Genomic DNA, 20853 nt, shown 5'->3' with positions numbered 1-20853 from the left:
CCTCCGGACCGGTTGCGCCCGTCACGCGCGGCAGATGCCCAACGGCAAGACTTGGAAGAAACCGATGCGCTACGATGATTTCCGACGCTCCGACAATGTCGAGGACCGGCGCGGCGGCGGCGGGGGCGGTGGCGGCGTTCCGGGCGGCCCGGCCGGCCTCGGCATCGGCGGCATCCTGATCGTCGGGCTCCTGTCCTATTTCACCGGCATCAATCCGGCGGTGCTGCTGTCGGGCTATGAGGCGGTGACCGGTTCCGGCCAGGGGCAGGTCCAGCAGCAGCGGCGCCCCACCGGCCAGCAGGGCCGCCCGACCGACCAGATGGGCGATTTCGTCGCCGCCACGCTCGGCTCCACCGAGGATGCCTGGCAGAAGATCTTTCAGGAGGCGGGCCGCCGCTATCAGGCGCCGGGTCTCATCATGTTCGACCGGGTGACAAGCTCCGCCTGCGGCACGGCGCAATCGGCCATGGGGCCGTTCTATTGCCCGACCGATCGCAAGGTCTATCTCGACACGTCCTTCTTCCAGGAGCTGACCACCCGCTTCCGGGGGTGCTCGGGCGATGCCAAGGCCTGCCAGTTCTCCTATGCCTATGTGATCGCCCACGAGGTTGGCCATCATGTGCAGAATTCGATGGGCATTCTGACGCGGGTGCGCGAGGCCCAGCAGGCGGCCGGCGACGAGCGGCAGTCGAATGCCCTGCAAGTGCGCGTCGAGTTGCAGGCCGATTGCTTCGCCGGCGTCTGGGCCTATCACACGCAGCAGCAATATCGCTTCATCGACGATGCCGACGTGCGCGCCGCGATGCAGACGGCCGCTGCCATCGGCGACGACATGCTGCAGCGGCGCTCGCAGGGCCGCGTGGTGCCCGACAGCTTCACCCACGGCTCATCGGAGCAGCGCCAGCGCTGGTTCACCACGGGCCTGAGGAGCGGCCAGATCAGCGCCTGCAACACGTTCCAGAGCAATCAACTGTAGCAGCCTGTCCTCCTGATACCTCGGATCAGGGGAATGAATTGGTCGGTGGCGCGGGCGACAGGCATCGTCCGGCGATGAAGTCTGTCGACATTGTGCTCGCCCTCGCCGTGGCGCTGGTCTGGGGCCTCGCCTTCGTCTTCACGCGGTTCGCGCTCGACACGCTGTCGCCGCCCCTCCTGATGGCGCTGCGGTTCGCCATCGCGGCTTTGTTCGTCCTCGTTCTGCCCCGGCCGGCCATCGGCTGGCCGCTGATGACGGCCATTGCAGCGACCTGGTTCGTCAGCCAGTTCCTGTTCCAGTTCATCGGCATCGCGATGGGCGTGCCGACCGGGATCGCCGCCGTTGTCGTGCAGAGCCAGGTTCTCTTTACCGTCGCCCTGGCGATCCCCGTGCTCGGCGAGAGGCCGAACGGGCAGCAACTGGCCGCGATGGCGGCGGCCAGTGCCGGGCTTTGCCTGATTGCCGCCTCGACCGGGGGGACGTTCGACCTCGGCGCGCTGGCCCTGCTGGCCCTCTCTCCGATCAGCTTCGCCATCGGCAATCTCCTGCTCCGCAGGGTCTCGGTGACCGACCGTGGAGCGCTCGTCGCCTGGCTCAGCCTGATCCCGCCGCTGCCCGGCCTGGTGATTGCGCTGGCCTGGCAGGGCCCGGCCGCGATGCTGACCGCGCTCGCGGAGACAGGCACGCTCGGTTGGCTGTCGGTGCTCTACCTGGCGTTGGTTGCGACCTTGTTCGGCTACGCGGCCTGGGGCCGGCTGATGCAAGCCTATCCGGCCGCCACGCTGGCGCCCTTCCCGCTGCTGGTGCCGGTGATCGGCGCGCTGGCGTCCTGGCTGATCCTCGGCGAGCGCTTTCAGCCGGTGCAGATCGCCGGCATGGTGCTGGTTCTGGTCGGTTTGGCGATCCTGCTGATGCCCGCGGCTCGCCTCACCCGTTGAGGCTGTGCCTCCGCAAGCCATCGGCCAGCGATCCCGTGCGGGCCGTGCTGTCCAGCCGGCTGGCCTTCGCGCTAGCGCGCTCCGCCGCAGGTCCGTTCCACGGCGGCGAGGGCGGCTGCGGCGCCCACGAGCGCGAAAGTGCGCTGCCCGACCGGCACGCGCGCGGCGGCGGTTCCCTCCAGCACAAGGGTCTGGCCGGTCCGGATCTTGTCCAGCACCGCCCGGGTCACGCCCATTCCGCCATTCGGCGCATTGCTGAGAATGGCGCCGCCACCGCCGTCGATCACCATCGGAAAGGCGTCGGCGCCGATGCGGACGGTTACAGCACCATTGCCGTTCCAGCGGCTCGTCGGCTCATAGGTCAGCCATATCGACCCATTGGCGCAATTGAGACGCAGTGCTGCGCCGGGCGTCTCGCTGCGCGCGAAGGCCTCGACGGAACGGCCTTCAGGACGCGTGCGCCAACCCGCCTGCCCCTGAGCCCAGACCGGCATGATCGACAGGACAACGAGGCTGACCGCCGCGGTGGTGGTCATCATGGTCAAAAGGCCGGCCGGTCGCATCGTCGTGGTCCCTCAGCCGTTGAGGCTCTGCCCCGGCCAGCCATCGGCGGCGATCTTGGACGCAGCGATCACCGCCTGGGTGCGGCTGTCGACGCCAAGCTTGGTGAGGATGGCCGAGACGTGGGCCTTCACGGTCGCTTCCGAGACGGTGAGCTCATAGGCGATCTGCTTGTTGAGCAGGCCCTCCGACAGCATCATCAGCACGCGCACCTGCTGCGGCGTGAGGCTGGCGAGGCGAGCGGCGAGGCGGGCGCTTTCGGAATCGGCATTGACCGACAGGTCGATATCGTCGGGCACGAAGGTGCCGCCGTCGAGCACGGTCTTCACCGCCTCGCGCATCGCCTCGGTGCCGAGCGTCTTGCGGATGAAGCCGGAGGCGCCGAACTCGAAGCAGCGCCGGATGATGCCGGGGTCCTCGGTCGCCGAGACGATGACCACCGGCACGCCTGGATGCTGGGCGCGCAGATACATCAGACCGGAGAAGCCCTTGACGCCGGGCATGGCGAGATCGAGCAGGACGAGATCGACATCCGGATCGGCGGAGATCAGGTCCGACATCTCGGCAAACGAGCCGGCCTCGGCGATGTGCAGGCCGCACGGCAGGCCGCTGACGGCCTCGCGCAGCGCGCCACGGAACAGAGGATGATCATCGGCAATGACGATCCGGTAGAGCGCTGTCGTGGCGTCCAGCACCTGATGTCCTTTCAACAGCTTCCTTGGGGCCGCCTTCTTGGGTGCGGGCAGTCCACAAGTTTCCGCGTTTCGTAAGGGGATGACAAGTCCGGCACTCGGCGGAGGTTCGCCGCCAGAATTGGCAAATGCAGCGGCATTCCACCTGTCAGGCAGGCATCCGCGCCTGACTTCCCCAACGGGAGCCAGGCTGTTCCGCCCAACCTGCGGGCAGAGCCGCCGGAGCTTGTTCTGGAACAAGTGCGGCCTCCTGCGCATTGACAGGGCGCAAGCCGGGGGGTCTGCTGTCCCCATCCGCCGGGGACACGCACTCCGGCTCCTTAAGATGAGGCGGTTATCGTGGCGCGCATCGTCGGTTGGGTTGCAGCTCTGGTCGCCCTGGTTGGGGCATCCTATCCCGCGGAAGCCGTGATGCGCGGCGAGCCCGCCCGCGATCCCAATGGCACCAGGCGCTCCACCGTGCTGATCGAGACGCCCGAGGGCGTCTGCACCGGCGCGATCATCGGCCCCGATTTGGTTATCACCGCCGCCCATTGCGTGGCAAGTCGCGGTCGCTACCGCGTGCGCTATCTCGACCGCTCGTTCCGCCGCCAGACCGTCACCGTGCTGCGCACCGCCGCCCATCCGAACTTTGATCCCGGCCATGGCTTTGCCGCCGACGATGTCGGCCTGCTGCAGGTCGGGCGCAGCTTCGGCACCGATACCCGTGCGGCAGCTCTGCCGGGCGGCGGCTGGTTCGGCTCATCCGGCAATGGCGAGGAGCTGATCATTGCCGGCTTCGGCTCGACGGAGCGCTCGCGGGCCAGGGACGGCGTGCTGCGCGAGGCGCTGATGCGCTCGGCCAATCCGAGCGTGCCGGGCCGCGGCTTTGCCGGCCTTGCCGGCCACGACCATTCCGGCATGTGCGTCGGCGATTCCGGCGGACCGGTCTACCGGCGCTCGGGCGGCACGTTCACGGTGGTCGGCATCCTCAAGGGCGGGACCACCGATCCCGGCCGCGAATGCACGTCGACGCCGATCTTCATTCCCGTGCGCGACCATATCGGCTGGATCCGTGCAACCATTGCCGGCTGGAACGCGACAGCAGGCACGGTCGAGATGCGCCAGTAAGCCGCTCTTAAGCGGCCTTCACCAGGCCGCGCTTGACCAGCAGCGCCTCCGGGTCCGGCTCGCGGCCGCGGAACAGCTTGTAGGCCTCCAGCGGGTCGCGGGTATTGCCGGCGGTATAGACGAATTCGCCGAGGCGCCGGGCGAGCTCCGGATTGAACACGTCGCCGGTCTCCTCGAAGGCCGAGAAGCCGTCGGCATCGAGCACTTCCGACCACATGTAGCTGTAATAGCCGGCCGAATAGCCGTCGCCCGAGAAGACATGAGTGAAATGCGGCGTGCGGTGGCGCATCACCATGCCCTCGGGCATGCCGAGGCGCTTCAGTTCGGCCGCCTCGAAGGCGATGGGGTCGAGCCCCTCGGCATCCTCCAGCGAGTGGAACGCCATGTCGACCAGCGCGGAGGACGTATATTCCACCGTGCCGAAGCCCTGGTTGAAATTGCGCGCCGCGATCAGCTTGTCGATCAGGCTGACCGGCATGGCCTCGCCCGTCTTCGCATGGATGGCGAAGCGCGACAGAACCTCGGGGCGGGCGAGCCAGTGCTCATAGAGCTGCGAGGGGAACTCGACGAAGTCGCGCGCCACCGCCGTGCCCGACAGCATGGGATAGGTGACATTCGACAGAAGCCCATGCAGGCCGTGGCCGAATTCATGGAACAGGGTGCGGGCGTCGTCGAAGGAGAGCAGCGCCGGCTCGCCAGCCGCCGGCTTGGCGAAGTTCATGACATTGACGATGATCGGCAGGACCGGGGCGGTCAGATTCTCCTGACTGCGGAAGGCGCTCATCCAGGCACCGGAGCGCTTGGTCCCGCGCGCGAAATAGTCGCCGAGGAACAGGCCGATCGGTTGGCCGGCGCGCGCCACTTCGAAGACGCGGACATCGGGATGGTAGACCGGCACGTCGGTGCGCTCGCGGAAGGTGACGCCGAACAGGCGTGTCGCCGTGTCGAAGGCGGCCTCGATCATCCGGTCGAGCTGGAAATAGGGCTTCATCTCGGCTTCGTCGATGGCGTGGCGCTGCTGGCGCACCTTCTCGGCATAGAAGCGCCAGTCCCACGGCTCGATCGGCTCGTTCATGCCTTCCGACAGCGCCATCTCGGCGAGCGCCGCACGCTCCTCGGCCGCGCGCACCTTGGCACGCACCCAGACCCGGTCGAGCAGGTCGCGGACGGCCCCGGGCGTCTTCGCCATGGTCTCGTCGAGCTTGAAGGCGGCGAAGGTCGGGTAGCCCAGCAGGTTGGCGCGCTCGATCCTGAGCTTCACCGTCTCGGCGACGACGGCAGTGTTGTCGCTATCGCCGCCCATCTCGCCGCGCTTGACCCAGGCCTTGAAGATGGTCTCGCGCAGGTCGCGGCGCGGCGACACGGTAAGGAAGGGCTCGACCATGGAGCGGCCGAGCGTCATGACATAGCCGTCCTTGCCCCGATCCTTGGCGGCCTGGGCTAGCGCGCTCTTCAGATAGTCCGGCAGGCCCTTCACGTCGGCCTCGGAGAGCGTCAGGGTCCAGGTCGATTCATCCTTCAGCACGTTTTGCGCGAAGGTGGTGCCGAGCACGGCCAGCCGCTCGCTGACCGCGCGCATGCGCACCTTGCCCGCCTCGTCGAGCAGGGCGCCGGAGCGGACGAAGTTCTTGTAGGTCTTCTCCAGAACCCGCATCTGCTCGGAAGAAAGGCCCAGTTCGGCGCGCTTGTCGTGCAGCGCCTTGACGCGGGCGAACAGGCGGGGATCGAGCGAGATGGCATTGCCGTGCTTGGCGAGCAACGGCGCCATGTCGCGCTGGATCGCCTGGATGGCGTCGGTCGCGTCCGAACCGGCAATGTTGAAGAACACGCCACAGAGCCGGTCGAGCGTGTGGCCGCCCACTTCGAGAGCGTCGATCGTGTTGGCGAAGCTCGGCGCTTGCGGATTGGTGGCGATCGCCTCGACCTCGGCGCGATGCTCGGCGAGCGCCCGCTCGAAGGCCGGGCGATAATCGTCGATGGCGATCTCGCCGAAGGGCGCGATGCCGAAGGGCGTCGCCCAGGGACGGAAGAAGGGATTGGGGTCGGTCGCGAGAAGCTGTGTCATGGGGTCAATGTGGCGGCTGAGGCGGCGGGGCTCAAGGGGTGGACGGGAGTATTGAAGCTCTGCACCTTCCGTCCTCATCCTGAGGCGCGAGGTCGCGAAGCGATCGAGCCTCGAAGGATCGGTCGCGGACGGCAGAATTTGAAAAGGTCCTTCGAGGCTCGCTTCGCTCGCTCCTCAGGATGAGGAATGGAGAGTTTGCGTTGCGAGCTTGTCCAGGCGACCGCAAAGGCGACGCAAACCCGTTGCTGCCCTCACCTCACAAAATCTTCGCGCCGAAATTGGTCGCAGGATCCATGTCCAGCGTCAGATTGCCGGTCGGCTTGGCCGCCGGACCGCCGGTGCGCTTCAGCCACTGGCCGGAGCCGGGCTTGCCCGCCAGGGCCTCGCCCTTCACCACATCCTGGCCGCGGAGCAGCACATGGACCGGCCATCCCGTGACCTTGTAGCCGGCGAAGGGCGTGAAACCGGTGAGGTCGTGCTGGTTCTCATCCGTGATGGTCACCTGCTTTGCCGGATCCCAGATCGCGATATCGGCGTCGAAGCCCGGCTGGATCCGGCCCTTGTTCGGCAGGTTGTAGATCGCGGCGGGTCGGGTGGCGGTGAGGTCGACAAAGGCCTCGAGCCCGCGGCCGTCGAATTCCGGCCGGCCCTTCGACACCATCGCGTCGAACAGCAGCGGCAGGCGCACTTCCAGACCCGGCAGACCGTTGGCGATCTGCTTGAAATTGGGGTTCGGGCCGGCGGCGAGCTTGCCGGTAGCGTCGAACCGATAGGGCGCGTGGTCCGAGGTCACCGTCTGCAGGTCACCCAGCGCGAGAGCGCGCCAGAGCGCGTCCTGGTCGGACTTTTCGCGCGGCGGCGGGGAGCACATCCATTTCGCGCCCTCGAGCCCCGGCTTGTCGAGGTCGTGCTTGGTCATGAACAGATATTGCGGGCAAGTCTCGGCAAAGACCTTGAGGCCGCGGCCGCGCGCTTCGCGGATGACGGCGGCGCCCTCGGCGGTGGAGACGTGGAAAATCATGATCGGCTGGTCGATCAGTTCGGCGAGCGCGATCAGCCGGGTGAAGGCCTCGGCCTCCGAGCCGCGCGGATGACTGATCGAATGGTATTTCGGCGCCGTATAGCCCTTGGCGACCAACTTCTTGCCCATCCAGGAGATCATGCCGTGGTTCTCGGCATGGAGGCAGACCATTGCGCCGTTCTGGCGGGCGGTGAGCAGCACGTCGAGGAGGGGCTCGTCGTCTACCTTGATCAGGTCATAGGTCATGAAGACCTTGATCGAGGCATGGCCCGCCTTGATCAGTTCCGGCAGGTCCTTCTCGATGGTCTTCTGGTCGGGATTGGCGACGATCAGGTGGAAGGCATAGTCGATCATCGCGCCCTTGCGCGCGAGCGCCGAATAATCATCGACCACCTTCATCATGTCGAGGCCACGATGCTGGGCGGCAAAGGACACGACCGTGGTGTTGCCGCCGAAGGCTGCCGAGCGCGTGGCGCTTTCCCAAGTATCGGCATTGACGATGCCGGCCGCCGAGAGCTGCTCGACATGGGCATGGGTGTCGATGCCGCCGGGCAGCACGAACTTGCCCGTCGCGTCGATCTCGCGGGTACCTGCGCCGAGCCCTGCGCCGACGGCAGCGATCGTCCCGCCCTTCACTGCGACATCGGCCACGAAGGTGCCATCGGCGGTCGCAACCGTTCCGCCGCGGATGACGAGATCATAGGGTGTGGCAGGCATGTCGCGCTCCGGCTGGACGGGAAGAGTTTCTGGCCCGACAATAAGCATCATCTCTCGTCCGGCGGAACACCATGGCACGCAGACCCCGTATCCTCGTGATCAATCCGAACTCCAACGAGGCCGTCACCGAAGGGCTTCGGGAAGCGGTGAAGCCGCTCACCTATGCCGAGGGCCCGGAGATCGTCTGCATCAGCCTGCCCGAGGGCCCGCTCGGCATCGAGACGCAGGAGCATGTGGAGAGCGTGACGCTGCCGCTCCGCCGCAAGGTGGAATCGGCCAATGACGCCGATGCCTTCGTCATCGCCTGCTATTCCGATCCCGGCCTGTTCGTCGCCCGCGAGGGCACGACGCGTCCGGTCTTCGGCATTGCCGAATCCGGCGTGCTGACGGCGCTTGCCCGCGCCGAGCGGTTCGGGGTGATCGCGATCAAGTCGCGCTCGATACCCCGCCATCTGCGCTATCTGCGCCAGATGGGCCTGATGGATCGCCTCGCCGGCGAGCGCCCCCTGGAAATGTCGGTCGCCGAGACAGCCTCTGGCGAGGGCACGCTCGCCAAGATGATCGCTGTCGGCCGCGAGCTCCGCGACCTCGACGGCGCCAATGCCATCGTCATGGGCTGCGCCGGCATGGCGCGGCACAGGAAGCCGCTGGAAGATGCGCTGGGCATTCCGGTGATCGACCCGACCCAGGCGGCGGTGACCATGGCGATCGGCACGCTGGCTGTGGGGTGAGACCGTGCAGGGAGGCAGAGTCGCCTCCCGCGATGCCCCGTCGCGGACCCAGCACCGGCAGGCGCCGGTGCACTCTTCGTTCATGAACCACTAACCAATCGATTTTACATCTTTTCTGCGCAAAAACTCGCAGGGCAGATCATGTTTTCTTTCGTAGGTCGAAAAAACGAAAAAACTCGCGCCCCGGCTGTGGAACCCCATGCTCTGACATTCTCGTCCATGGCGATGGTCGGCGCGCTGGTCGCCTTGTCGAAGAGCGATCCATCCGCGATTCCCGAGGATCTGCCGCCGGAATTGAGGGAAACGCTGCGTAGCCTCCAGATCGCCCTGCGTGGCCGCGACGAGAGCATGCTGCGTCAAACCGTCGAATATTCCATCAAGGCGAGCGAGGCCATGGCCGCCTCGGCGCGCATCACCGGCGAAATCCGCGAGACCGACGGCCGCGCCCAGGCCATCGCCGCAGGCGTCGAGGAGATGACGGCCTCGATCGACCAGATTTCCGCGACCGCCCGCGACATCGCCCAGTCGATGGAAACCGCGAGCAGCGCCATGCAGGCCGGTACCGCGGCCACCGCCATGTCGGCCGATGCCAGCCGGAAGATCGGCGCCTCGTTCCGGTCTATGTCGTCGGCCGCCGATGCCCTGGCCGAGGCCGCCCAACAGATCGGGACCTTCGTCTCGACGATCGAGGCGCTGGCGCAGCAGACCAATCTCCTGGCGCTCAATGCGACGATCGAGGCGGCGCGAGCCGGCGAGGCCGGCCGCGGATTTGCCGTCGTCGCGTCGGAAGTGAAGGCCCTGTCAGGCCAGACGCAGCGGGCAACGGACGACATCCGCACCCGCATCGTCCGGCTCGAGACACACGTCAAGGAAGTCATGGACAATGTCGTGGAGGTCAGCGGCCTGGTCGAGGAAAGCGTGGCGCGATCCGAGGACGCCGAGCGGCAGATCGTCAACGTGCGTCAGATCGTCGACGGCAATACCGGGCGGATCACCGATATTGCCGGCCTGCTCGACCAGCAGAACCAAGCGGTCGCCGAGATCTCGCGTGGGGTTCAGGCGATCGCCCATCACTCGCGGCTATCCGCCGGCTTCGCCGACGAAACGCTGACCATGGTCGGCGCCTCGGAGAAGATCATCGCCGAACAGTTCGCGGAGCTCGAATCCCGCAACGTGCCGAATTATGTCCTGCATCGCGCCAAGTCCGACCACCTGATGTGGAAGAAGCATCTCGCGGAAATGATGGTGGGCCTGAAGGTGATCAAGGCCGGCGAACTGGCCGACCATCACCAGTGCCGCCTCGGCAAATGGTATGACGCAGTGACCGACGAGCGGCTCAGGCGCAATCCCAGCTTCGCGGCGCTGATGCCGGCACATGAAGCCGTTCACACGAATGGCCGGCGGGCGGCGGATCTGCACCAGGCGGGCGACAGGACGGGCGCACTCGCCGCGTTCGAGGCGATGAACCGGTCATCGACAGAGGTGCTCGCCCATCTCGATGTGCTGATCCGCGGTTGACGAGCAGCCCGCGGCGGCGATCCCTGGCCGACCATACAGCCACCCTATTGACGCCGGAGTCCCTGTCCCTGACTCTGCCGCCATGCTGACCTATATCATCCGCCGCATCCTGCTAATGGTCCCGACCCTGTTCGGGATCATGCTGATCTCCTTCCTGGTCATCCAGTTCGCCCCCGGCGGGCCGGTGGAGCGCGTGATCGCGCAGCTCACCGGCAATGACATGTCGGCCTCGCAGAGGTTGGGCGGCGGTGGCGGCGATGCCGCGCGGCAGGCGGCGTCCACGGCGGTGGAGGCGGCGCAGAGTCGCTATCGCGGCGCGCAGGGCCTCGATCCGCAATTCGTCGCGCAGCTGGAGAAGCAGTTCGGCTTCGACAAGCCGGCTTATGAACGCTTCGGCCTGATGATCTGGAACTATATCCGCTTCGATTTCGGCAAGAGCTATTTCCGCGACGTCTCGGTGATCAGCCTGATCAAGGAGAAGCTGCCTGTCTCGATCTCGCTCGGCCTGTGGCTGACGCTGCTCACCTATGTGATCTCGATCCCGCTCGGCATCCGCAAGGCGATGACCGACGGCTCGCGCTTCGATGTGTGGACATCGGCCGTCATCATCGTCGGCTATGCGATCCCAAGCTTCCTGTTCGCCATCCTGCTCATCGTGCTGTTTGCCGGCGGCTCGTTTCTCGACTGGTTCCCGTTGCGGGGCCTGTGGTCGGACAATTGGAGCCAGTTGAGCTGGCACCAGAAGATCATCGACTACCTCTGGCACCTGGCGCTGCCACTCACCGCCATGGCGCTCGGCGCCTTCGCGACGATGACGCTTCTGACCAAGAACTCGTTCCTCGAGGAGATCCGCAAGCAATATGTCATGACGGCGCGCGCCAAGGGACTGGACGAGAGCTCGGTTCTCTATGGCCACGTGTTCCGAAATGCCATGCTGATCGTCATTGCCGGCTTTCCCAGCGCCTTCGTCCACGCCTTCTTCACGGGATCGCTCCTGATCGAGACGATCTTCTCGCTCGATGGACTGGGCCTGCTCGGCTTCGAGAGCGTACTCAACCGCGATTATCCCGTGGTGTTCGCCACGCTGTTCATCTTCTCGCTGGTGGGCCTGGTGGTGAACCTCATCTCCGACCTCATGTATACGTGGGTCGATCCGCGCATCGATTTCGAAGCGCGGGAGGTCTGAGCGCCATGGCTGCCATCACCGTCGCGCCGGCACCCGATGCCGCACCCCGCCCCTTCCTGTCGCCGCTCAACCAGCGCCGGCTCTCGAATTTCCGCGCCAATCGCCGGGGCTTCTGGAGCTTCCGGCTGTTCATGCTGCTGTTCGTGGTGACGCTGTTCGCCGAGCTTCTGGCCAATGACCGCCCGCTATTCATCCGCATGGAGGGGCAGAATTTCTACCCCATCCTGTTCGACTATTCGGAGAAGGCGCTGGGCGGCGAGTTCGAGACGCCGGTCGATTTCAAGGAGGCCTTCATGCTCGACCTGTTCGAGCAGAAGAAGGCCTTCCTCGTCTGGCCGCTGATCCGCCACTCCTATTCGTCCACCGTGAAGGACCCGCTGACGCCATTTCCCTCGGCGCCGACCTGGGCGCAGAGCGACAAGCTGCCGGACTGCGTGGCGGCCGAGGCAAAACCGCGGAGCGAACGTCCCGCCGGCTCGAGCTATTGCCAGCGCGGCAACTGGAACTGGCTCGGCACCGACGACCAGGGCCGCGATGTCGTCGCCCGCATCATCTACGGCTTCCGCATCTCCGTGCTGTTCGGCCTGACGCTGACGATCATCTCATCGGTCATCGGCATCGCGGCCGGCGCCGTGCAGGGCTATTTCGGTGGCTGGACCGATCTCCTGTTCCAGCGCTTCATCGAGATCTGGACGGCCATCCCCTCGCTCTACCTGCTGCTGATCATCTCCTCGGTGCTGGCGCCGAGCTTCTTCGTGCTGCTCGGCATCCTGCTCCTGTTCTCATGGGTGTCGCTGGTGGGACTGGTGCGAGCGGAATTCCTGCGTGCCCGCAATTTCGAATATGTGAAGGCGGCCCGCGCGCTTGGCGTCGGCTCGTTTACCCTGATGCGCCGGCATCTGCTGCCCAATGCCATGGTCGCCACCATCACCTTCCTGCCGTTCATCCTGTCCGGCAGCGTGATGACGTTGACCGCGCTGGACTTTCTCGGCTTCGGCCTGCCGGTCGGTTCGCCCTCGCTCGGCGAACTCCTGCAGCAGGGCAAATCGAACCTCCAGGCGCCCTGGCTGGCGCTGACAGCCTTCGTGACGATTGCGGTGATGCTGTCGCTCTTGATCTTCGTCGGCGAGGCGGTGCGCGACGCGTTCGATCCCCGCAAGACCTTCGCCTGATGTCATGGTAGGATCGGGCCATGAACGAGGTTGTGCGCAAGATCGTCTCCGTAGCCGACCTGCCGCCCGCCTTGCGGGAGGGTCTAGACCCCTCGCGCCCGGTCGAGATCGTGCAGGAGGCAGCGCCCGTGCTCACCGCCTCGCAGCGCCTGCGGGCCATGACCGACAAACTCGATTTCAAGCGTGTCCAGTCCACGCTGGAAGCGGTGGAGCGCGTCCGGCGCATTCGCGATGGCGGGCCGATCTGAGTGGCCGTCAGCATCTATCTCGATGCCAATTTCCTGATCCGGCTCGTGGAGAGCCCGCATGGCCAGAATGTCCGGCACGAGCAATTGTGGGACATGATCGATACCGGCCGGCTGACGGCCATGACCAGCTGGCTCACCTGGAGCGAGGTTCTCGTTCACCCGCTTCGGCACGGCGATGACGCGCTGGTGGCGGTCTATGACCGGATCTTCGCGGGCGAGACGGCGACACTTGCCTGCCACGACGTCGAGCGACCCGTGCTTCGCCAGGCCGCCGAATTCAGGGCACGCTGGCCGGCCCTCAAGTCTCCGGATGCCATTCATCTCGCAACCGCGGCGCTGCAGGATTGCGGCTGGTTCGTCACGTCCGATGCCCGCCTCGCCGTCTTGCCGCGGCTCAACTATCTCAATCCCGACATTCCCTCCGACATTGACCGCTTCCTGACGGCGCTCCCATGACAGACCCAGAAGCCGTACCCCTCCTTTCCGTCCGCGATCTCTCCGTTGCCTTCCGCCAGGGCGGGAAGGAGAGCTTGGCCGTCGACCGCATCTCCTTCGACATCGCGCGTGGTGAGACCATCGCTCTGGTCGGCGAAAGCGGCTCCGGCAAGTCGGTCTCGGCGCTCTCGGTGATGAAGCTCCTGCCCTATCCAGCGGCGTCACACCCGTCGGGCGAGATCCTGTTCAAAGGCCAGGACCTGCTGAAGGCGCCGGAAGCCGACATGCGGGCGGTGCGCGGCAACGACATTTCCATCGTGTTCCAGGAACCGATGACCTCGCTCAACCCGCTGCACACGATCGGGCAGCAGGTGGCGGAAGTGCTGATCCTGCACCGCGGCCTGTCGCAGACCGCGGCACAGGCACGTGCCATCGATCTGCTCGCCAAGGTCGGCCTGCCCGATCCTGAATCCAGGCTCGACGCCTATCCCCACCAGCTCTCCGGCGGTCAGCGCCAGCGCGTGATGATTGCCATGGCGCTGGCCAATGAGCCGGACCTTCTCATTGCCGACGAGCCGACCACCGCGCTCGACGTGACGGTGCAGGCGCAGATCCTGAAGCTCCTGAAGGATCTGCAGCGCGAATTCGGCATGGCGATCCTGTTCATCACCCACGATCTCGGCGTCGTACGGAAATTCGCCGACCGGGTCTGCGTCATGCGCCATGGCCAGATCGTCGAACAGGGGCCGGTGCGCGAGATTTTCGAGCGCCCGCGCGAGACCTATACGCGCGACCTGATGGCCGCCGAGCCGACACCCATGGTCCGCCCCGAGAAGGACGGCGGAGCCCTCGTCATGGAGGCCGACGATCTCAAGGTCTGGTTCCCGATCAAACGGGGGCTTCTCCGGCGCACCGTCGGGCATATCAAGGCGGTGGACGGGATCACGATCGCGGTGAAGGCCGGGCACACGCTCGGCATTGTCGGAGAGAGCGGCTCGGGCAAGACGACACTCGGGCTGGCGCTTCTCCGCCTGATCTCGTCGGAAGGTCCGATCGTGTTCATGGGCCAGCCGATCCAGGGGCTTGGTGTGAAGGCCATGCGGCCGAAGCGTCGCGAGATGCAGGTGGTGTTCCAGGACCCGTACGGCTCGCTGTCACCGCGGATGTCGGTCAGCGAAATCGTCGCGGAAGGGCTCGGCGTCCACCATCCCCATATCAGTGCAGATGAGGTGGATCGCCGGGTGACAACGGCCCTCGTCGATGTCGGCCTCGATCCCGAAACCCGCCACCGCTATCCCCACGAATTCTCGGGCGGCCAGCGCCAGCGCGTGGCCATTGCCCGTGCCATGGTGCTGGAGCCCTCCTTCATCATGCTGGACGAGCCGACCTCGGCCCTCGACCGCATCGTGCAGGCCCAGATTGTCGACCTCTTGCGCGACCTCCAGGCCAAGAGGAACCTGACCTATCTGTTCATCTCGCACGACCTGAAGGTGGTCTCGGCACTCGCCGACGACATCATCGTCATGAAGGACGGCCGGATCGTGGAGCAGGGTCCCGCGGAACGGGTGTTCAAGCATCCGGAGAAGGATTACACGAAGGCCCTCTTCGCCGCCGCCTTCGATCTTGAAACCACAGCCTACGGAAGCCCCGCACCGTGAACACCTTGCTCCTTGGTATGTCAGGCTGGGATCCCGAACCCTGGCGCACGCGCTTCCAGAACGCCCTGCCGGGCTGGAAGGTCGTGCTGCACACCGAGACCTTCGATCCCGCCGAGATCACCTATGCCGCGGCCTGGAAGCAGCCGGAAGGCGCCTTTGCGGGCTTGCCGAACCTGAAGGCCATCTTCTCGCTTGGCGCCGGCGTCGACCATCTGTTCAAGGACAAGCGCCTGCCGGCCGGCATTCCGATCGTGCGTGTGGTCGACCCCGACCTGACGACCCGCATGTCGGAATATATCGTCATGCACTGCCTGATGGCGCTGCGCCGGGTGCGCACCTATGACGGCTTCCAGAAGCAGCGCTCGTGGACCGACCTGCGCGACCAGCCGCAGGCCAGCGACATCCAGGTCGGCCTGCTCGGCATGGGTGTGCTGGGCCAGGATGCCGCCGGCAAGCTCAAGGCGATGGGCTTCCGCGTTGCCGGCTGGAGCCGGCGCGAGAAGGCCGTTGACGGTGTGACCATGCACCATGGAGCTTCAGGCCTGGAGGCGCTCGTCGCGTCGTCCGACATTCTGGTGGCGGTGATGCCGCTGACCCCCGATACGGCCGGCATTCTCAATGCCAGCCTGTTCGCCCATCTGCCGAAGGCTGAGGCGATCGGCGGCCCCGTTCTCATCAATGTGGGCCGCGGCGGGTTGCAGAACGAGGCCGACATTCTGGCGGCTCTGGACAGCGGCAAGCTCGGCTCCGCCGTGCTCGACGTGTTCCAGGTGGAGCCGCTGCCGGCCGACAGCGCGTTCTGGCTGCATCCGAAGGTGACGGTCACGCCGCACAATTCGGCGATCTCCTCGCCGCCCGCGATTGCCGCCTATGTTGCCGGACAGATCCAGGTCGCGGAGCAGGGTGGCGCCCTGACGAATGTCGTGGACCCGTCACATAGCTATTGACGAGGGAGACCTTCCCTTAAGTCACTCTAACTTTTGAGAGTTTAGCCGAATTGTCTGAACGGTTTTCTCAATTGTCTTAGCGCTTCCTTTACCACAGTGCCGGACAGTCCATTTATCGCTGATAAATGCTGTCCGGAGAGCGCTTTGTTCAACAAGATTTCTGTCAACGCCTTGCTGAAGGCGGTCATTACCGCTCTCGTCATCGCGGTCATCTCGCAGCTGTCCTTCGATGCCTGGACGTCATGGGACAAGCTGAAGAGCGCGAACCGGACCGCAACCGTCGCGGAAGCGACGTCCCACATGTTCACGGCGCTCCACAACCTGCGGGTGGACCGCTCCAACACCAACCGCCAATTGCTGCTGGATGGCGTCTTCCAGGGCGTCCCCCCGACCATCAAGCCGGTCCGCGACGCCGAGATGCCGGCACTCAAGGCAGCGGTTGCCACCCTTCGGCAGGCCAATCTGCCGAGCCTTACCGGCGCGATTGGCAGCCTCGACAGCATGATCAGCCGCCTGGAGGCGCTGCATACCGAGACGACTGCCGCCTTCGCTCAGCCCAAGGCACAGCGCCGCGCAACCCTGGCGCCGGAATTCTTCAAGGCTACGACCGAAGCGATCGAACTCCTCGACAAGGTGTCCAACGATCTGACCCGGGTGATCAAGCTGGATGACGCCTTTGTCGACCAGCTGATGGAAATCAAGCAGCAGGCCTGGGTTGCCCGCCAGGCGGCCGGCGACACGTCGGTGGCCATCTCGAACCCACTGGCCGGCCTGCCCATGCCGGCTGATCCGATGGTCGGCTATACCCAGCTGACGACCCGGCTTGAGACCGCCTGGGCATCGGTGGAAAGCCTCGCTTCCATGCTGCCCATGCCGCCGCGCTTCGGCGAGGCCATGGTCCGCGCGCGTGCCGGCTTCATCAGCCCGGAATTCGCCGCGCTGCGTCTCAAGACGCTGACCGCCCTGATCCGCAAGGAGCCGGCAGGTTTCACAGCCGACACCTGGTCGCCAATGGCCGTCGAAAAGCTCGGCACCATCCTCGGTGTGGCGGAAGCGGCTCTGTCGGTTGCCCGCGAGCGCGCCAACACGCTTCGCGATAGCGCAATGCAGAGCCTGACCACCCAGCTCGGCCTGCTCGGCGCAGCACTCATCTTCGCCGTCGGCATGATCGTGCTGGTGTCGCGCCGCGTCACTGGCCCGCTCGGCCATCTGCAGCAAGGCATGCTCCGGCTCGCCAATGGCGACATGACGGTGGACGCCATGTTCACCGAGCGCAAGGACGAGATCGGCGCGCTCGGCAGCGCCATGCAGACCTTCAAGGACAACATGATCGAAGCCGAGCGCCTGCGCGGCGAGCAGAAGGTCCTCGAGGAGCGCTCGGCCACCGACCGCCGTCAGGCCATGCTGAAGCTCGCCGACGAGTTCCAGGCGGCTGTCGGCAATATCGTCGACACGGTCTCACGCGCCTCGGGTCAGCTGGAATCGGCGGCAGGCGGGCTCTCTCGCACCGCTGCCAACACGCAACAGCTGGCGGGCGTCGTGGCCTCGGCCTCCGATGACGCCTCGGCGAATGTCCAGTCTGTGGCCAGCGCCGCCGAGGAAATGGCGAGCTCCGTCGGCGAGATCGGCCGCCAGGTCGAGGAATCGAGCCGCATGGCCAACGAGGCCGTGAAGCAGGCCCAGAAGACCGATGCGCGGATCAACGAGTTGTCGGTTGCGGCCGGCCGCATCGGCGATGTGGTGAAGCTGATCACGGCCATTGCCGAGCAGACCAACCTGCTGGCGCTGAATGCCACCATCGAGGCCGCTCGCGCCGGTGAGGCCGGCAAGGGCTTCGCCGTGGTGGCATCGGAAGTGAAGCAGCTGGCGACGCAGACCGCCAAGGCGACCGAAGAGATCGGCGCACAGATCTCCACCATGCAGGTGGCGACCCAGGACTCGGTCAACGCCATCAAGGAGATCGGCACGACGATCGACCGGCTGGCGGGGATTGCGACCGCGATCGCGGCCGCCGTCGAGGAACAGGGCGCCGCGACCCAGGAGATTTCCCGCAACGTTCAGGAAGCCGCCCAGGGCACCGCGGAAGTCGCCACCAACATCGCCGATGTCAACAAGGGCGCCGCCGATACCGGCGCCGCCTCGACACAGGTGCTGTCGTCGGCCCAGGCGCTGTCGCAGGAGAGCGAGCATCTGCGACACGAAGTCGAGAAATTCATGGCGACCGTGCGCGCCGCCTGATCCGTCACGCAGGCGTGACTTCAAGTCGAACGGCCGCTCCTCCATGGTGCGGCCGTTCTGCTTTCCGGATTGACCCGATGCTTCGACACAGCCGCCGCAAGCTTCTCGCCAGCGGGCTCAGCCTCATGGCAGGGCCGGCCCTGGCACAGGGTGCCTGGTATCCGCTGTTCGGCGCCGATGGCCGGGAAGTGCCGAATTTCCGCGTTCCCGTCGAGATCGAGACCGAGATCACCGAACTGGACAATGCGCTGCTGATCGGGTCGGCCGAGGCCGACATCACGATCACAGAGATCTACGATTCCAATTGCGGCTTCTGCCGGCGTGCCGCACGCGACATCCACGCCATGGTGGCAGCCGATCCCGATCTGGCGGTGCGCTTCATCAATGCGCCGAGCCTCGGCATCCCGTCGTTCCAGGCCGCCCGCGTCGAATATGCGGTGAAGCTGCTGGGCGGCGCGGACAAGGCGAAGGCCTATCAGGCGGCCTCCATGGCGGCGCGCGGCGTGTTCGACGGGATAAGGGGCCTTGCCGTTGCCGCCGATCTCGGGCTGGACAGGGCGGCGGTCGAGGATATCGCCGACAAGCGGGAAACCGGTCAGGTCCTGGCGCAGGCGGCGCGGCTCGCCAATTCAGCCAATCTCGCGGCGACGCCGTCCTTCATGCTCGCTGGCGTCGCGCTGATCGGATGGCCCGGACGGACGGTGCTGGAAGCGGCGGTCAAGGCTGTGCGCCAGTGCGACAAGCCGGTCTGCGACTGACCTTTCAGAGCCTTCGCGCGCTGGTCACCTGGCCGAACGACTTTTCCCTGATCCGCTCCACTGCTTCCGCCACGGGCTCCTTCGCCACCGCCATGTGATGGCCGTTGGCGTGCAGGAGTTCGGTCGGGCTCGTCATGATGCCCACATGGCCCTTCCAGAACATGAGGTCGCCGCGCTGGAGGTTCGAGAGATCGGGCTTCAGATCGAACGCGTCGCCCAGCGCCTTTTCCTGCATGTCGGAATCGCGGGGCGCGGCGATGCCGGCAGCCTCCAGAGCCGTCTGGACCAGTCCGGAGCAATCGAGGCCTAGGCTGGTGCGGCCGCCCCAGAGATAGGGCGTGCCGACATAGCGCTCGGCCACCGCCACGAAATCCGCCTCGACTTGACCGAGCGGCTCAAGATGATGCGCGATGACATATGCGCCGGTATCGGTGACGGCGAACTGGCCGTCCTTGCCAACAAGCGTCAACCGCGCATTCATCGGCACGAGAGCCAGATGCGGCAGCTTGATGCTCGGGCCGGGATAGAGATAGGTCCTGAGCGCCGCCACGCGATGGGTGGCCGGCTGGCCGGCCGGGCCGATGGTTCCGGCCTCCGCATAGCCAACATAGCCATCGCGGGCCGATTGCAGCCAGACGAAGCCGTCCGCCTCGTCGAAGACCGTGACCGGCTCGCCATAGGTGAGTTCGGTATCGATGCCGGCGGCAAGATCCGGCTTGCCGCGCAATGCCGTCACCGCGGCCGTCACGCGCGCAGGCTTGCCTTCGACGAAGCGCTCGGCCTCAACGCGGCCTTTCAGCGCGAGGCTGGCGAGATCGGAACGGGCGGGCGTCAGGCGGCGGTCGAACGACATGGACGTCTCTTAGCATATGGCCGTTAACGGCTCACGACTGCAGGCCTGTCACGGCTGGAGACCCTTGGCCTGCGCCACCAGCAGGTCGCCCAGCCGCTCGATGGCGAGTGCCCCCTTGACGGTGCGCTGGATGATCACGTCGCGCTTGTCATTCTCGTCGCGGCGGCGCGACACCAATTCCATCTTGCCCATCGTGTCGAGTGCGCGGGTGATCACGGGCTTGGTCACCTTCAGGCGTGCGGCCAGATCGCGCACGTGATGGGGCGGCGGCTCCAGATAAATGGTCAGCAGGATGGCGAGCTGGCGCGGCGACAAGTCCGGCTCACCGTCCTGCACCAACGCAAGCGACAGGTCGTGCATCAGCTTGATCGCCTGGGCCGGACGCAGCTCGACAGCCATCGGGTACTCAACTCGTTTCGGAGCCGTATTAAAAGGCCCTGGCGCACCCTGTGCAAGCGGGCTCTCTCGTGGCATGAGACCGCGGTTAACAGGGAGCCTCTCTTGGTCGCCGATCTTGCCACATTGTCGACCATGGCGCTCGCCGCGTTCTCGGCCGCGACCTTGTTGCCCGGCGGGTCGGAATTGGTGTTCGTCGGCATTCTCGCGGCCGGCTACGAACGGCCGGGACTGCTGTTCGTGGTCGCCTCCATCGCGAACACCGCTGGTGGGATGACAAGCTGGTGGATCGGCCGCCTGCTGGCGCGCGGTGCCGACAGCGAGAGCGGTCACGCATGGCTCAAGCGCTTCCGCCTGCCGCCCGAAACGATCGCGCGCATGCAGAGGATCTTCACCCGCTATGGCTGGGCGGCGCTGCTCGGATGCTGGCTGCCGGTCGTCGGTGACCCGATCACGCTGGTCGCCGGCATGGCGCGCTATCCGGCCGTGCCGACGCTGCTGCTGACGCTTGTTGCCCGGACCGGCCGCTACGCCGTGATCTGGCTCGGCGCGGCAGGGCTGCTCAGCGCCTTTGCAGGCTGAGGCCCGCTCGACAGGATGACAGCCGGGAGCTAGGTGAACCCTCCCCTCCCG

At 66.0% G+C, this 20853-nt stretch carries 20 protein-coding genes; 14 read left to right on the top strand and 6 right to left on the bottom strand.

All coding sequences use genetic code 11. From position 1 onward, the window contains the following. Positions 1-64: 64 nt before the first annotated feature. Together ypfJ and E8L99_RS08895 are read left to right on the top strand one after the other, a co-directional pair. On the top strand, positions 65-976 hold the full coding sequence (gene ypfJ / locus E8L99_RS08900; RefSeq protein ID WP_137099203.1) for a KPN_02809 family neutral zinc metallopeptidase: 912 nt from the start codon (positions 65-67) through the stop codon (positions 974-976). A 74-nt stretch (positions 977-1050) separates the two neighbouring features. Further along, positions 1051-1914 carry an EamA family transporter gene (locus tag E8L99_RS08895; protein WP_137099202.1) on the top strand — a complete coding sequence of 288 codons (864 nt, stop codon included), beginning with the start codon at positions 1051-1053 and terminating at the stop codon, positions 1912-1914. Positions 1915-1985: 71 nt separating this feature from the next. Here E8L99_RS08895 and E8L99_RS08890 read toward each other — a convergent pair whose 3' ends face one another. After that, positions 1986-2453, bottom strand: a complete 468-nt coding sequence (locus E8L99_RS08890) for a hypothetical protein (RefSeq protein WP_137099201.1) — start codon at positions 2451-2453, stop codon at positions 1986-1988. 36 nt (positions 2454-2489) lie between these two features. After that, positions 2490-3167 carry a response regulator gene (locus tag E8L99_RS08885; protein ID WP_252511364.1) on the bottom strand — a complete coding sequence of 226 codons (678 nt, stop codon included), beginning with the start codon at positions 3165-3167 and terminating at the stop codon, positions 2490-2492. Positions 3168-3506: 339 nt separating this feature from the next. Between E8L99_RS08885 and E8L99_RS08880 the strand changes: the two genes are divergently transcribed. Then, complete coding sequence (locus E8L99_RS08880; protein WP_137099199.1) at positions 3507-4277, top strand: S1 family peptidase; 771 nt, start codon at positions 3507-3509, stop codon at positions 4275-4277. A gap of 7 nt (positions 4278-4284) precedes the next feature. On the opposite strand, the gene E8L99_RS08875 is transcribed toward E8L99_RS08880, so the two are convergent. Together E8L99_RS08875 and hydA are read right to left on the bottom strand one after the other, a co-directional pair. Then, a complete protein-coding gene (locus E8L99_RS08875) occupies positions 4285-6342 on the bottom strand; it encodes a M3 family metallopeptidase (protein ID WP_137099198.1) in 2058 nt (685 codons plus the stop codon). A 256-nt stretch (positions 6343-6598) separates the two neighbouring features. Then, positions 6599-8080, bottom strand: coding sequence for a dihydropyrimidinase (gene hydA / locus E8L99_RS08870; protein ID WP_137099197.1), 1482 nt, complete (start codon positions 8078-8080; stop codon positions 6599-6601). A 71-nt stretch (positions 8081-8151) separates the two neighbouring features. On the opposite strand from hydA, the gene E8L99_RS08865 reads away from it, so the two are divergent. The 10 genes from E8L99_RS08865 to E8L99_RS08820 all read left to right on the top strand — a co-directional run bounded on the left by E8L99_RS08865 (position 8152) and on the right by E8L99_RS08820 (position 18971). Beyond that, entirely contained in the window at positions 8152-8811 is a 660-nt protein-coding gene (locus E8L99_RS08865) for an aspartate/glutamate racemase family protein (RefSeq protein ID WP_210421801.1), read from the top strand. A 219-nt stretch (positions 8812-9030) separates the two neighbouring features. Continuing rightward, the gene (locus E8L99_RS08860; RefSeq protein ID WP_168201611.1) at positions 9031-10329 is read left to right on the top strand and encodes a methyl-accepting chemotaxis protein; all 1299 of its coding nucleotides are present in this window, start codon (positions 9031-9033) and stop codon (positions 10327-10329) included. Positions 10330-10411: 82 nt separating this feature from the next. Continuing rightward, positions 10412-11515, top strand: coding sequence for a microcin C ABC transporter permease YejB (locus tag E8L99_RS08855; protein ID WP_137099195.1), 1104 nt, complete (start codon positions 10412-10414; stop codon positions 11513-11515). A gap of 5 nt (positions 11516-11520) precedes the next feature. Further along, on the top strand, positions 11521-12687 hold the full coding sequence (locus tag E8L99_RS08850; RefSeq protein ID WP_137099194.1) for an ABC transporter permease: 1167 nt from the start codon (positions 11521-11523) through the stop codon (positions 12685-12687). Between the two features lie 20 nt (positions 12688-12707). Then, a complete protein-coding gene (locus tag E8L99_RS08845; protein ID WP_137099193.1) occupies positions 12708-12935 on the top strand; it encodes a hypothetical protein in 228 nt (75 codons plus the stop codon). Further along, positions 12936-13391 (top strand): type II toxin-antitoxin system VapC family toxin, encoded by a 456-nt coding sequence (locus tag E8L99_RS08840; RefSeq protein WP_137099192.1) that lies wholly within the window; start codon positions 12936-12938, stop codon positions 13389-13391. It begins immediately after the preceding gene. Continuing rightward, the gene (locus E8L99_RS08835) at positions 13388-15028 is read left to right on the top strand and encodes an ABC transporter ATP-binding protein (protein WP_137099191.1); all 1641 of its coding nucleotides are present in this window, start codon (positions 13388-13390) and stop codon (positions 15026-15028) included. The genes E8L99_RS08840 and E8L99_RS08835 overlap by 4 nt, the downstream gene beginning before the upstream one ends. Further along, positions 15025-15975 carry a 2-hydroxyacid dehydrogenase gene (locus tag E8L99_RS08830; protein ID WP_252511302.1) on the top strand — a complete coding sequence of 317 codons (951 nt, stop codon included), beginning with the start codon at positions 15025-15027 and terminating at the stop codon, positions 15973-15975. Before E8L99_RS08835 ends, E8L99_RS08830 begins: the two co-directional genes overlap by 4 nt. A 144-nt stretch (positions 15976-16119) precedes the next feature. Next, entirely contained in the window at positions 16120-18213 is a 2094-nt protein-coding gene (locus E8L99_RS08825; RefSeq protein WP_137099190.1) for a methyl-accepting chemotaxis protein, read from the top strand. Positions 18214-18290: 77 nt separating this feature from the next. Continuing rightward, positions 18291-18971: a thioredoxin domain-containing protein gene (locus tag E8L99_RS08820; RefSeq protein WP_137099189.1), complete on the top strand. Its 681-nt coding sequence runs from the start codon at positions 18291-18293 to the stop codon at positions 18969-18971. Positions 18972-18975: 4 nt separating this feature from the next. On the opposite strand, the gene E8L99_RS08815 is transcribed toward E8L99_RS08820, so the two are convergent. Together E8L99_RS08815 and E8L99_RS08810 are read right to left on the bottom strand one after the other, a co-directional pair. After that, on the bottom strand, positions 18976-19824 hold the full coding sequence (locus tag E8L99_RS08815) for a C40 family peptidase (RefSeq protein WP_137099188.1): 849 nt from the start codon (positions 19822-19824) through the stop codon (positions 18976-18978). A 48-nt stretch (positions 19825-19872) separates the two neighbouring features. Continuing rightward, a complete protein-coding gene (locus E8L99_RS08810) occupies positions 19873-20223 on the bottom strand; it encodes a MarR family transcriptional regulator (RefSeq protein ID WP_137099187.1) in 351 nt (116 codons plus the stop codon). A gap of 102 nt (positions 20224-20325) precedes the next feature. On the opposite strand from E8L99_RS08810, the gene E8L99_RS08805 reads away from it, so the two are divergent. Next, complete coding sequence (locus tag E8L99_RS08805) at positions 20326-20802, top strand: YqaA family protein (protein WP_137099186.1); 477 nt, start codon at positions 20326-20328, stop codon at positions 20800-20802. Positions 20803-20853: the final 51 nt, after the last annotated feature.

It is taken from the genome of Phreatobacter aquaticus, assembly GCF_005160265.1.
In the GTDB taxonomy this organism is placed as follows: domain Bacteria; phylum Pseudomonadota; class Alphaproteobacteria; order Rhizobiales; family Phreatobacteraceae; genus Phreatobacter; species Phreatobacter aquaticus.
This window is presented reverse-complemented; position numbering and strand designations above follow the sequence as displayed.

Coding starts and splice junctions, on each gene's coding strand:
- E8L99_RS08815 (WP_137099188.1), bottom strand. CDS start 19,824: ATGTCGTTCGACCGCCGCCTGACGCCCGCCCGTTCCGATCTCGCCAGC.
- E8L99_RS08890 (WP_137099201.1), bottom strand. CDS start 2,453: ATGATGACCACCACCGCGGCGGTCAGCCTCGTTGTCCTGTCGATCATG.
- E8L99_RS08845 (WP_137099193.1), top strand. CDS start 12,708: ATGAACGAGGTTGTGCGCAAGATCGTCTCCGTAGCCGACCTGCCGCCC.
- E8L99_RS08865 (WP_210421801.1), top strand. CDS start 8,152: ATGGCACGCAGACCCCGTATCCTCGTGATCAATCCGAACTCCAACGAG.
- E8L99_RS08875 (WP_137099198.1), bottom strand. CDS start 6,342: ATGACACAGCTTCTCGCGACCGACCCCAATCCCTTCTTCCGTCCCTGG.
- E8L99_RS08895 (WP_137099202.1), top strand. CDS start 1,051: ATGAAGTCTGTCGACATTGTGCTCGCCCTCGCCGTGGCGCTGGTCTGG.
- ypfJ (WP_137099203.1), top strand. CDS start 65: ATGCGCTACGATGATTTCCGACGCTCCGACAATGTCGAGGACCGGCGC.
- E8L99_RS08855 (WP_137099195.1), top strand. CDS start 10,412: ATGCTGACCTATATCATCCGCCGCATCCTGCTAATGGTCCCGACCCTG.
- E8L99_RS08860 (WP_168201611.1), top strand. CDS start 9,031: ATGGCGATGGTCGGCGCGCTGGTCGCCTTGTCGAAGAGCGATCCATCC.
- E8L99_RS08810 (WP_137099187.1), bottom strand. CDS start 20,223: ATGGCTGTCGAGCTGCGTCCGGCCCAGGCGATCAAGCTGATGCACGAC.
- E8L99_RS08820 (WP_137099189.1), top strand. CDS start 18,291: ATGCTTCGACACAGCCGCCGCAAGCTTCTCGCCAGCGGGCTCAGCCTC.
- E8L99_RS08835 (WP_137099191.1), top strand. CDS start 13,388: ATGACAGACCCAGAAGCCGTACCCCTCCTTTCCGTCCGCGATCTCTCC.
- hydA (WP_137099197.1), bottom strand. CDS start 8,080: ATGCCTGCCACACCCTATGATCTCGTCATCCGCGGCGGAACGGTTGCG.
- E8L99_RS08850 (WP_137099194.1), top strand. CDS start 11,521: ATGGCTGCCATCACCGTCGCGCCGGCACCCGATGCCGCACCCCGCCCC.